The sequence below is a fragment of the Yoonia vestfoldensis SKA53 genome (assembly GCF_000152785.1).
Classification (GTDB): domain Bacteria; phylum Pseudomonadota; class Alphaproteobacteria; order Rhodobacterales; family Rhodobacteraceae; genus Yoonia; species Yoonia vestfoldensis_A.
This window is the reverse complement of record NZ_CH672414.1, coordinates 2,558,018-2,571,442: the sequence shown is the minus strand read 5'-3', so window position 1 is coordinate 2,571,442 and position 13,425 is coordinate 2,558,018. Positions and strand designations below refer to the sequence as shown.

General features: G+C 60.8%; 12 protein-coding genes and 1 pseudogene. 4 read left to right on the top strand and 9 right to left on the bottom strand.

Annotated features, from left to right (window positions below):
- Positions 1-20 precede the first annotated feature (20 nt).
- The 7 genes and pseudogenes from SKA53_RS12445 to SKA53_RS15755 all read right to left on the bottom strand — a co-directional run bounded on the left by SKA53_RS12445 (position 21) and on the right by SKA53_RS15755 (position 5,954).
- Entirely contained in the window at positions 21-446 is a 426-nt protein-coding gene (locus SKA53_RS12445) for a F0F1 ATP synthase subunit epsilon (protein WP_007206510.1), read from the bottom strand.
- A 12-nt stretch (positions 447-458) separates the two neighbouring features.
- The gene (atpD, locus tag SKA53_RS12440) at positions 459-1,883 is read right to left on the bottom strand and encodes a F0F1 ATP synthase subunit beta (protein ID WP_007206509.1); all 1,425 of its coding nucleotides are present in this window, start codon (positions 1,881-1,883) and stop codon (positions 459-461) included.
- 18 nt (positions 1,884-1,901) lie between these two features.
- Positions 1,902-2,774 (bottom strand): F0F1 ATP synthase subunit gamma, encoded by an 873-nt coding sequence (locus tag SKA53_RS12435; RefSeq protein WP_007206508.1) that lies wholly within the window; start codon positions 2,772-2,774, stop codon positions 1,902-1,904.
- 24 nt (positions 2,775-2,798) lie between these two features.
- A complete protein-coding gene (atpA, locus tag SKA53_RS12430) occupies positions 2,799-4,334 on the bottom strand; it encodes a F0F1 ATP synthase subunit alpha (RefSeq protein WP_007206507.1) in 1,536 nt (511 codons plus the stop codon).
- Positions 4,334-4,894, bottom strand: coding sequence for a F0F1 ATP synthase subunit delta (locus SKA53_RS12425; RefSeq protein ID WP_207327944.1), 561 nt, complete (start codon positions 4,892-4,894; stop codon positions 4,334-4,336). Before SKA53_RS12425 ends, atpA begins: the two co-directional genes overlap by 1 nt.
- A gap of 304 nt (positions 4,895-5,198) precedes the next feature.
- Positions 5,199-5,807: pseudogene (locus tag SKA53_RS12420) on the bottom strand (DUF2793 domain-containing protein); the annotation flags it as partial.
- An 18-nt stretch (positions 5,808-5,825) separates the two neighbouring features.
- Entirely contained in the window at positions 5,826-5,954 is a 129-nt protein-coding gene (locus SKA53_RS15755) for a hypothetical protein (RefSeq protein WP_007206504.1), read from the bottom strand.
- 143 nt (positions 5,955-6,097) lie between these two features.
- On the opposite strand from SKA53_RS15755, the gene gmd reads away from it, so the two are divergent.
- Genes gmd through galE form a run of 4 tightly spaced genes read left to right on the top strand, consistent with a single transcriptional unit; the run spans position 6,098 to position 10,657 of the window.
- Positions 6,098-7,219, top strand: a complete 1,122-nt coding sequence (gene gmd, locus SKA53_RS12415; protein ID WP_007206503.1) for a GDP-mannose 4,6-dehydratase — start codon at positions 6,098-6,100, stop codon at positions 7,217-7,219.
- A gap of 4 nt (positions 7,220-7,223) precedes the next feature.
- Positions 7,224-8,192 (top strand): GDP-L-fucose synthase family protein, encoded by a 969-nt coding sequence (locus SKA53_RS12410; RefSeq protein WP_007206502.1) that lies wholly within the window; start codon positions 7,224-7,226, stop codon positions 8,190-8,192.
- Positions 8,193-8,200: 8 nt separating this feature from the next.
- Positions 8,201-9,619 carry a mannose-1-phosphate guanylyltransferase/mannose-6-phosphate isomerase gene (locus SKA53_RS12405; RefSeq protein WP_007206501.1) on the top strand — a complete coding sequence of 473 codons (1,419 nt, stop codon included), beginning with the start codon at positions 8,201-8,203 and terminating at the stop codon, positions 9,617-9,619.
- 21 nt (positions 9,620-9,640) lie between these two features.
- Positions 9,641-10,657 carry a UDP-glucose 4-epimerase GalE gene (galE, locus tag SKA53_RS12400; protein ID WP_007206500.1) on the top strand — a complete coding sequence of 339 codons (1,017 nt, stop codon included), beginning with the start codon at positions 9,641-9,643 and terminating at the stop codon, positions 10,655-10,657.
- 7 nt (positions 10,658-10,664) lie between these two features.
- On the opposite strand, the gene SKA53_RS12395 is transcribed toward galE, so the two are convergent.
- Both SKA53_RS12395 and SKA53_RS12390 read right to left on the bottom strand, forming a co-directional pair.
- Positions 10,665-11,783: a DUF418 domain-containing protein gene (locus SKA53_RS12395; RefSeq protein WP_007206499.1), complete on the bottom strand. Its 1,119-nt coding sequence runs from the start codon at positions 11,781-11,783 to the stop codon at positions 10,665-10,667.
- A 119-nt stretch (positions 11,784-11,902) separates the two neighbouring features.
- Complete coding sequence (locus SKA53_RS12390) at positions 11,903-13,423, bottom strand: tripartite tricarboxylate transporter permease (protein ID WP_007206498.1); 1,521 nt, start codon at positions 13,421-13,423, stop codon at positions 11,903-11,905.
- Between the last annotated feature and the right edge of the window lie 2 nt (positions 13,424-13,425).

Below are 13,425 nucleotides of genomic sequence, written 5' to 3'. Positions count from 1 at the left end.
TGTTTTTGGGATTGCGGGGTTCAGACCCGGGTGGTCAGACCGATGGCAGCACCGATGGCCACAGTGTCGGACAGCGCCTTGGCCGCATCGACCGCCTTGCCATCGTCGCCTGTTGCATCGGCCCGCGCAGCTTTCAGCGCCGCTTCGGCATCTGCAACCATCTGGTCATAGATGCCTTGCGTCACTTCACCCTTTGGCAGGGCCTGTTCGGCCAGCACCGACACGGATTCCGCGCTGATTTCGGCAAAACCGCCGGAGACGACATATTCGTCCGCGCCGCCATCATGCACCACCACCAAGACGCCGGGGCGCAGGGTGGTGATCGTTGGCAGATGGTTGGCCATCGCGGTCATGTCGCCTTCCGTTGCGGGAATGCGTACCTCGCTCGCCGCGACAGAGGCCAGACGGCGCTCTGGCGAGACGAGATCGAATTGTACATTTGCCATATCGGCAGCTCCTTATGCGGCGGCGGCGGCCATTTTTTCGGCTTTGGCTTTCACGTCTTCAATGCCGCCGACCATGTAGAACGCACCTTCGGGGAAGTGATCGTATTCACCAGCAACCACGGCCTTGAACGATGCAATCGTGTCTTCCAGCGGCACCTGCACACCGGGCGAACCGGTGAACACCTGCGCCACGTCAAACGGCTGCGACAGGAAGCGTTCGATCTTACGCGCGCGGGCCACGGTCAGCTTATCCTCTTCGGACAATTCGTCCATCCCGAGGATGGCGATGATGTCCTGAAGCGACTTGTAACGCTGCAACATGTTCTGCACGTCGGCTGCCACTTTGTAATGCTCTTCGCCCACAATCGCAGGGTCCAGCAGGCGCGATGTGGAATCCAGTGGGTCAACGGCGGGATAAATCCCTTTTTCCGAAATCGCACGGTTCAGAACGGTGGTCGCATCAAGGTGCGCAAACGAGGTCGCAGGCGCAGGGTCGGTCAAGTCATCTGCAGGCACATAGATCGCCTGCACCGATGTGATCGAACCGGATTTGGTCGATGTGATGCGTTCCTGCATCTGGCCCATGTCGGTGGCCAGTGTCGGCTGATAGCCCACGGCAGACGGGATACGGCCCAACAGCGCGGACACTTCGGAACCGGCCTGCGTAAAGCGGAAGATGTTGTCGACAAAGAACAACACGTCAGAGCCAGACTGGTCGCGGAAGGATTCTGCCATGGTCAGACCGGACAGCGCGACGCGCATACGCGCACCTGGTGGTTCGTTCATCTGGCCATAGACCAGCGCCACTTTGGATTTTGTCAGGTCGTCAATGTTGATAACGCCAGATTCGATGAATTCGTAGTAAAGGTCGTTGCCTTCACGGGTCCGTTCACCCACGCCCGCGAACACGGAATAGCCCGAGTGCACCTTGGCGATGTTGTTGATCAGTTCCTGGATCAAAACGGTCTTGCCCACGCCGGCACCGCCGAACAGGCCGATCTTGCCGCCCTTGGCGTAAGGTGCCAGCAGGTCGATGACCTTGATCCCGGTGACCAGCACTTCGGAGGCTGTGGATTGGGCCTCAAATGGTGGCGCATCGGCGTGGATCGAGCGGCGCTCGGTCTCGCCAATCGGGCCTTTTTCGTCGATCGGGGCGCCGACCACGTTCATGATGCGGCCAAGGGTGGCGTCGCCCACGGGCACGGTGATCGTGTTGTCTTGGTCAATCACTTCCTGACCGCGGACCAGACCTTCGGTGCTGTCCATGGCGATGGCACGGATAGTGTTTTCACCAAGGTGCTGCGCCACTTCCAACACCAGTTCCTTGCCGTTGTTGTCAGTGATCAGGGCGTTCAGAATCGCGGGCAGGTGGTCGGTGAACTGCACGTCAACGACAGCGCCGATGACCTGCGTGATCTTGCCTTTTGCATTTGCCATAGTGGTTTTCTCCGGGGTCTAGAGCGCTTCCGCGCCCGAAATGATTTCAATCAGCTCGTTCGTGATGACGGCCTGACGTGAACGGTTGTACTGGATGGTCAGCTTGTCGATCATCTCGCCTGCGTTGCGGGTCGCGTTGTCCATGGCGGACATCCGCGCGCCCTGTTCGGACGCGGCATTTTCCAGCAGCGCGCTGAAAATAGCCGTGGCCACGCCGCGCGGCAACAGATCGGCAAGGATTTCCTCTTCACCGGGTTCGTAGTCGTACAAGGTCACATCCGCATCAGCCGCCTGTTCGAACTTAGCAGGGATAATCTGCTGCGCCGTCGGGTGCTGTGTGACGACGTTTTCGAACCGCGCGAAAAAGATCGTCGCGATGTCGTATTCGCCACCGTCGAAACGTGCCAGCACGTCGCGCGCGATGTCCTGCGCGTTGACGTAACCTACACGCTTGACCGCGGACAGGTCGATGTGACCGACAGCATAGCTGCCGAATTCCCGCTTGAGCGCATCGCGGCCTTTCTTGCCGACCGTCAGGATCTTGACGGTCTTGCCTTGGGCCAGCAATTTTTGCGCATGGACTTTCGCCAGCTTGGTGATGTTGCTGTTGAAACCACCGCAAAGACCGCGTTCGGCAGTCATCACGATCAGCAGATGCACCTGATCGCCGCCGGTTCCCGACAGCAATTTCGGCGCGCTATCCGACCCGCCCACCGATGCCGCAAGCTGCGCCATCACGGCGGTGAACCGTTCGGTATAAGGGCGCGACGCCTCGGCCGCATCTTGGGCGCGGCGCAGTTTTGCTGCCGCGACCATCTGCATGGCCTTGGTGATCTTGCGGGTCGATTTGACCGACGCAATCCGGTTCTTGAGATCCTTAAGATTAGGCACGTTTTCGTCTCCTTATCTCAGGGATTACGCGAAGTCGGCGGCGTATGCGTCCAGAGCGGCCTTGATCTTGGCTTCTGCGTCACCTTTGATCTTTGGATCTTCTTTGGTGATCATGTCCAGCACGTCCTTGCCGGTGGTCCGCAGGTATTTCAGCAGACCAGCCTCGAACCGGCCAACATCCTTGACAGAGATCTTGTCCAGATAACCCTTGGTGCCAGCATAGATCACGCAAACGATTTCCGCATTGGTCAGCGGCGAATATTGCGGCTGCTTCATCAATTCGGTCAGGCGCGCGCCACGGTTCAGCAATTGTTGGGTCGCGGCATCCAGATCGGAGCCGAACTGCGCAAAGGCCGCCATTTCGCGGTATTGTGCCAATTCCAGTTTCACCGGACCTGCGACAGATTTCATCGCATTGGTCTGCGCGCTGGACCCAACGCGCGACACCGACAGACCGGTGTTCACAGCAGGGCGGATACCTTGATAGAACAATTCGGTTTCAAGGAAGATCTGACCATCGGTGATCGAAATCACGTTGGTTGGAATAAACGCCGAAACGTCGCCGCCTTGGGTTTCGATGATCGGCAGCGCGGTCAAAGACCCTGCTCCGTTGTCTTCGTTCAGCTTCGCGGACCGTTCCAGCAGACGTGAGTGCAGATAGAACACGTCACCTGGGTAGGCTTCACGTCCTGGTGGGCGACGCAGCAGCAGCGACATCTGGCGATAGGACACGGCCTGCTTGGACAAATCATCATAGATGATCAGCGCATGGCGGCCATTGTCGCGGAAATGTTCGGCCATTGCGGTCGCGGCATAGGGTGCCAGAAACTGCATTGGCGCGGGGTCGGATGCCGTGGCCGCGACGACGATCGTGTATTCGATGGCGCCCGATTCTTCGAGCTTTTTCACCAGCTGCGCCACGGTGGACCGTTTCTGGCCGATGGCGACATAAACGCAATACAGCTTGTCATATTCGTTGGTGGCAGCGTCGTTATACGATTTCTGGTTCAGGATCGTATCCAGCGCCACGGCGGTTTTGCCTGTCTGGCGGTCACCAATGATCAATTCGCGCTGGCCACGGCCAATCGGGATCATCGCGTCAACCGATTTCAGACCTGTCGCCATCGGCTCATGCACCGATTTGCGCGGGATGATGCCGGGGGCCTTGCTGTCTGCAACGGCGCGCTTGGTCGTCTTGATCGGGCCCTTGCCATCCAGCGGATTGCCCAGACCGTCCACGACGCGACCCAAAAGTTCATCACCAATCGGAACGTCCACGATGGATTTGGTCCGCTTGACGACATCGCCTTCCTTGATCTCGCGGTCGGACCCGAAGATCACGACACCGACGTTATCGGTTTCAAGGTTCAAAGCCATCCCGCGGATACCGCCAGGGAATTCGACCATTTCACCGGCCTGCACATTGTCCAGCCCGTAGACGCGGGCAATGCCGTCGCCCACGCTCAGCACACGGCCAACTTCGGCCACTTCGGCATCTTGACCGAAGTTCTTGATCTGGTCCTTCAGGATCGCAGAGATTTCCGACGCTTGGATCGCCATTATCCGACCTCTTTCATGGTGTTCTGGAGTGCATTGAGCTTGGCGGCGATCGACGTGTCGATCATCCGAGAGCCCATTTTTACGATAAGACCGCCAATGATACTTTCATCGACGGTTTGCTTGATGGTGACGGTTTTGCCGACTTGGCCCGAAAGCGTTTTGGCAAGCTTGTCGCTCTGCGCTTTTGTCAGGGACTTTGCAGTCGTGACTTCGGCAGTCATTTCGCCGCGCTCGTCGGCCAGACGGTCCTGAAGGACAGCCAGCATATGCGGCAGCACGAACAACCGCCGCTTGGCCACCAAAAGCGACAACACATTACTGACAGTCGTCGACAGGCCCATCTTTTTCGCGATGGCTGTCACGGCTGCGCCCTGTTCATCGCGGTTATACAGCGGCGATGTCAGCAATGTCGTGAAATCTGCACTGTCAGCGATGGCGGCCTGCAATGCCGCGACATCCGTTTCCAATGCCTTGATGTCCTTGCCTTCCTTGGCAAGGTCAAACACAGCCGTCGCATAGCGCGCGGCGATGCCCGTGGAGATACCAGCAGTTTCGGACACGTCCACCCTTCCGATGTCTTGGCCCAGCTTTACGACGACCCGAAAAAGGGCAGCAAAGGGGCGGCTTATTAAGCCTTCGTTCACACGAAAGCGTCAAAATCTTGCGCGATGTAGCAGACGTCCTACGGTGTCGCAAGCGCCATGCGACCAGAATCGGGTTGTGAAGCCCCGATATGGACCGCATGACGCAGACGGGGCGCGGTTTGCCCACGTTTCTGTCATTTTTCTGATAAATTCACTGCAAAAACCCAAAGACCGGACCGTCGCCGATCCTGCCTTTGTCGCGTCCCGCCATGCGATCTGTTCAAAACAGATCGTGCCAGGTGGTCCCGTCATAGCAACGCAGCTTTGCAGTTGCAGAATCAAAATAGATATCACCCGCACCAGAGGTTGCAGGCACACCGCTTGGCGCAATCTGAAGAACATCTGCCAGCTGCACGCGCCCCGTGGCAGCCGCAATGGTGATCGCAGCTCGCCATGTTGTCCCGTCGGGCGATACCTTGATGCTGAAATCGTCATTGCCCGCTAGCCCCAGTTCAGCCCGCCCGCCATAGCCGGTCTGGAACAGCACCGCCCCGGTATCGGCAGCGGTCGCCTTGTTGATCTTGATCTGATGGCCCGCACCTTCGTTGTCGAACAGGGCTGCAGGCGCGCGCAGGCTCAGCCGGTTGACCGGATCAGCCGTGCTGTTGATCCCGATGCCGGGCAGGTTTTGCAAATCACCCTGCGCGGTCCACACCCCGCCAGACCATATATGCAAGGCCGCCGCCTCACCAACCCAAGCGACCCAGCCGTCCTGTGGCGCAACAAACAGCCACCCCCCGCCCCGCCATGTCGCAATCATGCCGTCCTGCCCTGCCCAATCGCCCGTGGCGCCGGGTGGCACCGCCCAGGCCTGCCCGTCTTGCGGGGTTGCAGGCGGCGTGACCTGCTATACCGACACCAGCGCCAGTTGCACGATCAGATCCAGCAGTTCGATCGCCTCGTTATGGGTGACATGCTTTTGCGCCTGCGCAGGCAGGATGAACGGCAAGGACAGGCGGGGGGATTGGTCGGACATCGAACAGCACCTTTCAGGATGGGGATGCCGCAATTTATACCCGAATGTTTAAATCCCCCCTGCACCACCGTTGCGACGTTAATCAATCCTTAAGCCTGATTGGCCACAAGGTGGTTAACTGAACCTTGCAACATTACAGGCTGATGGCGAAACGCGCGCTGATCACCGGCGTTACCGGGCAAGACGGGTCCTATCTTGCGGAATTCCTGCTGGCCAAAGGATACGAGGTGCACGGGATCAAGCGCCGCGCCTCCAGCCTCAATACCGCGCGGGTCGATCATATCTATCAGGACCCGCAGACCGACAATCCCCGTTTCGTGCTGCATTACGGCGATCTGACCGATGCATCCAACCTGACGCGGATCATCGCACAGGTGCAACCGGACGAGGTGTATAACCTTGGCGCGCAATCCCATGTCGCGGTCAGTTTCGAAGCCCCCGAATATACTGCCGATGTGGATGCGCTAGGCACGCTGCGTCTGCTCGAGGCGATCCGTTTTCTGGGGCTGGAACGCAAAACGCGGTTCTATCAGGCGTCCACCTCGGAACTTTACGGGCAGGTCACGCAATCGCCGCAGACCGAAACAACGCCGTTTCATCCGCGCAGCCCGTATGGTGTGGCAAAACTTTATGCCTATTGGATCTGCGTCAACTACCGCGAAGCTTATGGCCTGCATGCCTGCAACGGCATCCTGTTCAACCACGAAAGCCCAAGGCGCGGCGAAACCTTTGTCACCCGCAAGATCACGCGCGGGCTGGCCAATATCGCGCTGGGGCTGGAAAACTGCCTTTATATGGGCAATATCGACGCTTTGCGCGACTGGGGCCATGCCAAGGATTATGTCCGCATGCAGTGGATGATGCTGCAACAAGACCAGCCCGAGGATTACGTCATCGCCAGCGGCGTGCAACATTCGGTGCGCGATTTCATCCGCTGGTCTGCGGCAGAACTGGGGCTTGATCTGGATTTCACCGGCACGGGGCGCGCCGAAACCGCCGTAGTGACCGCCGTGCGCAGCGATCTGGCGCCAAAGGTCCGCGTCGGTGATACGATCATGCGGATCGACCCGCGCTATTACCGCCCCGCCGAGGTGGAAAGCCTGCTGGGCGATCCGTCCAAGGCGCGCAAACAGCTGGGCTGGACGCCGCAGATCAGCGCGCGGCAGATGTGTGCCGAAATGGTCGCCGAAGATTACCGCGCCGCGCGCCGTCAGGCCGTGTTGCGTGATTGCGGGCTGGACCTGCCGATGGCGATGCGGGGCTAGGCGGATGCGCATCTATATCGCGGGTCACACCGGCATGGTCGGCAGCGCGATCCTGCGGCATCTGGCGATAACCGGCGGGCATGATCTGATCACGGCGGACAGACAGCAGCTTGACCTGACCGACCAACGCGCCGTGCGCGATTTCATGCAGGCCCAGCGCCCCGATGCCGTGGTGCTGGCCGCCGCCCGTGTCGGCGGGATCATGGCGAATGCGACCTATCCGGCGGATTTCATCCACGATAACCTGTTGATCGCGGCCAACGTGATCCATGCCGCCCATAGCGCGGGCGTCCGGCGCCTGTTGCAGCTGGGATCATCGTGTATCTATCCGCGCGATGCGCCACAGCCGATCACCGAAGATGCCTTGCTGACCGGTCTGCTGGAACCCACCAACGCCCCCTATGCCATCGCCAAGATCGCCGCGATCAAACTATGCGAAAGCTATAACCGGCAGCATGGCACCGATTACCGGTCAATCATGCCGACAAACCTGTATGGCCCGGGCGATAATTTTCACCCCGACAATGCGCATGTCCTGCCCGCCCTTCTGGCACGGTTCCATGACGCGGTGCAAAGCGGGGCAGACCACGTGACGATCTGGGGCAGCGGCACGCCACGGCGCGAATTCCTGCATGTCGATGATCTGGCCGCCGCCGCCGTCTTTGTGATGGGGCTGGATGCCACCATTCTGGCCACCGAAACGCAACCCATGCAAAGCCATCTGAACATCGGGTGGGGGACGGATATCAGCATTATTGATCTGGCACGGATGATCGCCGATGTGACAGGCTTCACCGGCCAGATCGTCTGCGACACGACCAAGCCGGACGGCACGCCGCGCAAATTGCTGGATTGTGCGCGGATGCAACGTCTGGGCTGGGTGCCAAAGATCAGCTTGCAACAGGGCTTGCACACAACCTACGGTTGGGTTTTACGCCAGCATCACGCAGGTGTTGCGCTGCGGTCGTCATAAGGCAGGGTATGTCAACGATTACACCGGTTATCCTGTGCGGCGGTGCCGGCACGCGGCTTTGGCCCTTGTCGCGCCAAAGCTATCCCAAGCAGTTTTCGCCACTGGCAGGCGCGGACAGCCTGTTTCAGGCCAGCCTGACGCGCCTGACCGGCGATGGTTTCGCCGCGCCCGTGGTCGTGACAGCAGACCAGTTCAGGTTCATCGCGGTGCAGCAGATGCATGCGCTGGGGATCACGCCGCAGGCCGTGCTGATCGAACCCACAGGGCGCGATACCGGCCCGGCCGTTCTGGCCGCCGCATTGCATCTGGCGCAAAGCGATCCTGACGCGCTGATGCTGGTGGCCCCGTCCGACCATGTGATCCCCGATGCAGCCCTGTTCGCGCAGACCGTGCAGGCCGCCGTGCCAGCGGCGCAAGGCGGGCAGATCGTGGCCTTTGGCATCACGCCGGATCGGGCGGAAACCGGATACGGTTATCTGGAACTTGGCGGGCCTTTGCAGGACGGCGCAGGCATCGCACCGCTGATCGGCTTTGTCGAAAAACCGGATGCCGCCCGCGCCGCCGCAATGCTGGCCGAAGGGCGGTATCTATGGAACGCGGGTCTGTTTTTATTCACCGTCAAGGATATTCTGGTCGCCTATGCACTGCATGCGCCGGATATGGTCGAGGCGGTACAAACGGCGGTTGATGATGCGCGCCATGATCTGGGCTTTCTGCGGCTGGCACCCGATGCATGGGACCGCGCGCCCGCGATCTCGATTGATTACGCGGTCATGGAACAGGCCGATAATCTGAGCGTGGCCCCATATGCTGGTCGTTGGTCGGACCTGGGCGATTGGGCGGCGGTCTGGCGCGAAACCGAAAATGACGGGCTGGCGCTGTCCGGCCCCGCCTATGCGATTGATTGCGCAGACACGCTGCTGCGGTCCGAGAACGACGGGCAGGTGATCATGGGCATCGGGTTGCAGGACATCATCGCCGTTGCGATGCCCGACGCCGTGCTGATCGCCCATAAAAGCCGCGCGCAGGACGTCAAACAGGCAGTGGCGCTGCTAAAAGCCCAAGGCGCAGGTCAGGCCGACACCTTTCCCAAGGATCACCGCCCTTGGGGCTGGTTCGAAAGCCTTACCATCGGTGATCGGTTTCAGGTCAAGCGGATCGTCGTCCATGCAGGTGGCGCGCTGTCGCTGCAATCGCACCACCACCGGGCCGAACATTGGATCGTGGTGCAAGGCACGGCGCGTGTCACTTGCGATGGCAATGTGACGCTGCTGACCGAAAATGAATCGGTCTACATCCCGCTGGGCGCAACGCACCGGCTGGAAAATCCCGGTAAGGTGCCGGTGGTCCTGATCGAGGCACAGACCGGCAGCTATCTGGGCGAGGATGACATTATCCGCTATGAAGACATCTATGCCCGCGACTAGCGGCCCGACGAAAGACCAAGCATGCGCGTCCTTGTCACCGGCGGAGCCGGATATATCGGCAGCCACACGCTGATCGAACTGATGGCGCAGGGCCACGAGGTCTGCGTGCTGGACAATTACACCAATGCCACGCCAGAGGTGCTGACCCGTGTGCGCAGCCTGTCCAACGGCACGATGATGGATGTGCGCGGCGATGTGCGCGATGCCGCGACGCTGGACCGCGTGATGCAGGATTTCGTGCCACAGGCCGTTGTGCATTTTGCGGGGCTGAAGGCTGTGGGCGAAAGCCAGCAGAAACCGCTGGCTTATTACGATGTCAACGTGGGCGGCACCTTGGCGCTGCTACATGCGATGGACCGCGCGGGGTGTCGCCGGATCATCTTTTCGTCGTCGGCAACGGTTTACGGCGAACCCGATTACCTGCCCTATGACGAGGCGCATCCGACACGGCCGACATCCGTCTACGGGCGAACGAAACTGATGGCCGAACAGGTGCTGCGTGATTGGGCCGCCGCTGATCCGGCCCGCAGCGCGGTGCTGCTGCGGTATTTCAACCCCGTGGGGGCGCATGGCTCTGCTCGCATCGGCGAAGACCCCAAGGACATTCCCAACAACCTGATGCCCTATATCGCACAGGTGGCCGTGGGGCTGCGCCCTGCGCTGACGGTATTTGGCGATGATTACGACACGCCCGACGGCACCGGCCTGCGCGATTACATCCATGTCGTCGATCTGGCCCGCGCGCATGTTGCCGCGATCGACTATGCCGCCCGCACCCCCGGCGCGCGGCCTTTCAACATCGGCACCGGCCAAAGCTATAGCGTCATCGACATGGTCCGCGCCTTTGAACGCGCCTGCGGCCAGCCAATCCCGACCGTGCAAGCCCCCCGCCGCGCGGGCGATATCGCGGCGATGCAGGCCAATCCGGCGCGCGCGCAGGCAGAACTCGGCTGGCGCGCCACCCATAATCTGGATGCAATGACCGCCAGCACCTGGGCATGGCAATCAGGCAATCCCAAAGGCTATGACGCGCCCTGATCGCCGGTCACACGGCCCTGACCAGCCGTGTCGCAGCTGCGCGCAGCGCTGCATCAAACGGACCACGCGCCCAACGTCGCCGCCAGAGCATCGCCGCCAGCGTCACCACCAGCCAGATCAGGCAAGCCACTGCCACCAGTGCCGCATTGCCCAGCGTGTCGAACAGCCCCAACCCCCAACCATGAAAGATGGCACCCGCCAGCAGGCCCTGCACAATATAACCAGTTAACGGCATGGACCCGACAGGCGCCAGAAAACCAAGCCGCGGCGCAAGGCGCACCACGATGACCACATAAACTGCCGCGAGTGTCGGCGCGCCAAGCGCCAGCGCGGCAAACCCCAGATAGGTCGGCACACCATCGGGCAGAAAGCCAAGAATCGCCGCCGCGTAGACCCCGTTCACCGGTAGGGCCACAGCCAACAGCAAGGGCAGGCGTCTGGCAAGGACGCAGAACGCCGGACTGCCCGCGTCGAAAAAACCTGATTTGTAGGCCGCAAGCCCAAGGCAGAATGCCGCAAAGGCCAGTGGCCCGTTGAACAGCGCCACGACGCCCAATGTGACAGGCCAGTCGGCCAGCCGCTGTGCTGTCGCATCAAGATAGCTGCCACGATATCCGTCACCCGTCAAAGCAGCCTCAGCCTGCGCCATGTCGCCAGACAGCGCATCAAGAAACCCGAGTGCGCCAAAAGCAAGCGCCGCCAGCGGCACCATCGACAGCGCGATCCGCCGCAGGCGCGGCACTGACGCATCCCGCAGGGTCCACAAACCCGCACCCAGAAGCGCATAGGCCAAAAGAATATCACCCGGAAAGACCAATATTGCATGGGCGACACCAAACAGGCCCAGCGCGATCAACCGCGCGCGAAATGGCGGCCCCGCAGGCAGGCCCGCCCGCGCGGCAGAGGCCAGCTGCACCCCGAAACCCCAGCCGAACAGGAACGAGAACAGCACAAAGAACTTGCCCTCGAACAGCAGGCTGACAATGCCTTTGGCGGCAAGGTCCAAACCGCCCTCGGGCGAGCCAAGCTGCGCCGCCAGCGGTTGGGCAAGGTACGGCAGGTTCACAATTCCGATGCCAAGCAGCGCAAAGCCGCGCAGAACATCGACAGAAAAGCTACGGGCCATCGGGCGATTCCTTGTTGGCACCTGCACAGTCTAGCCGAAACTTTTGGTCAGGATCGCCCCCAAAACGGCAGGCGCGACGCAGCATCCATGACGCTGCATCGCGCGGTGACTTTAGCTGGTCATGCGGCCGCGGTGGTCTTGCGGCTGGCTTTGCGCACCAGCGCCCACAGGCGGGGGCCGAACACCGACAACAGGGCAATCGCATAGATCGCCAGCGCGATCCGCGATTCGATCAGGAACATCCAGTCACCTTGATTGATCATCAGCCCCCGGCGCAATTGTTCTTCGGCCAAAGGCCCAAGGATCGCACCCACCAGCGCGGGGGCCAAAGGATAGCCGAACCGCCGCATCACGAAACCGATCAGACCAAAGCCAAGCAGCAGGATCAAGGCAAAAGGCGAGCCTTGCGCGCCGACGATGCCCAGCGTGGCGAAACACAAGATACCCGCATAAAGCCATGGCCGCGGGATCGTCAAAAGCTTCACCCAGATGCCGATGAACGGCACGTTCAGCACGACCAGCATCAGGTTGGCGATGAACAAGCTGGCCACCAGCCCCCAGACCAGATCCGCGTTGTTGGTAAACAAAAGCGGACCGGGTTGCAGCCCGTATTGCTGGAACCCTGCCAGCATCATCGCCGCCGTCGCCGAGGTGGGCAGACCCAGCGTCAAAAGCGGGATCAACGTCCCTGCGGCAGAAGCGTTGTTGGCGGCCTCTGGTCCGGCCACACCTTCGATAGCACCCAAACCTTCGTCAAATTCGCGGCGCGCTTCGCCGGTCGCCAGACGTTTTTCGGTGGTATAAGATAGAAAGGTCGGGATTTCGGCGCCGCCAGTCGGCAATGGCCCGAACAGGAACCCCAGACCGGTGCCGCGGATATAGGGCCGGATGCAGCGCTTGAAATCGCCCCAGTTCAGCCAGACAGACCCAGACACGGCCTGCGCCTTTTCCTTGTGATTCACATATTGCGACGCCAGATACATCGTCTCGCCAATGGCAAAAAGCCCGACAGCCACGATGGCGATGGAAATGTTATCGCTCATCTCCGGTATGCCAAAGGCAAGGCGCACCTGCCCTGTCAATTTATCGGTGCCGACAATGCCGATGGTCAGACCGATGAACAGCGCCGTCAGCCCGCGCGACATCGACCCGCCAAAGGCCGCAGAAACGGTCATGAAGGACAAGACCATCAGCGCGAAATATTCCGCCGTGCCAAACGACAGCGCGACCATGACCATGAAAGGCGCGACAACCGCCAGACCCAAGGTTGCGAACATGCCGCCAAAGAACGACCCGAAGGCCGCAGCGCCCAAGGCCTTGCCGCCCTTACCGCGTTTGGCCATGCGGTTGCCTTCGAGGGCGGTCATAATCGACGCGGTTTCCCCCGGGGTGTTCAGCAGGATCGACGATATCGCCCCCCCATACATGCCCCCGTAATAGATGCCCGCGAACATGATCATCGACCCGGTCGCACCGAACGACAGGCTGACCGGCAGCAACAAGGCAACGGTCAGCGCAGGCCCGATGCCGGGCATGACGCCCACGGCGGTCCCCAGCATCACGCCCAGCAACGCGAACATCAGGTTCGACGGTTGCGTCGCGGTCGCCAGACCCTCGAACAGCAGAATGAAGGTATCCATGT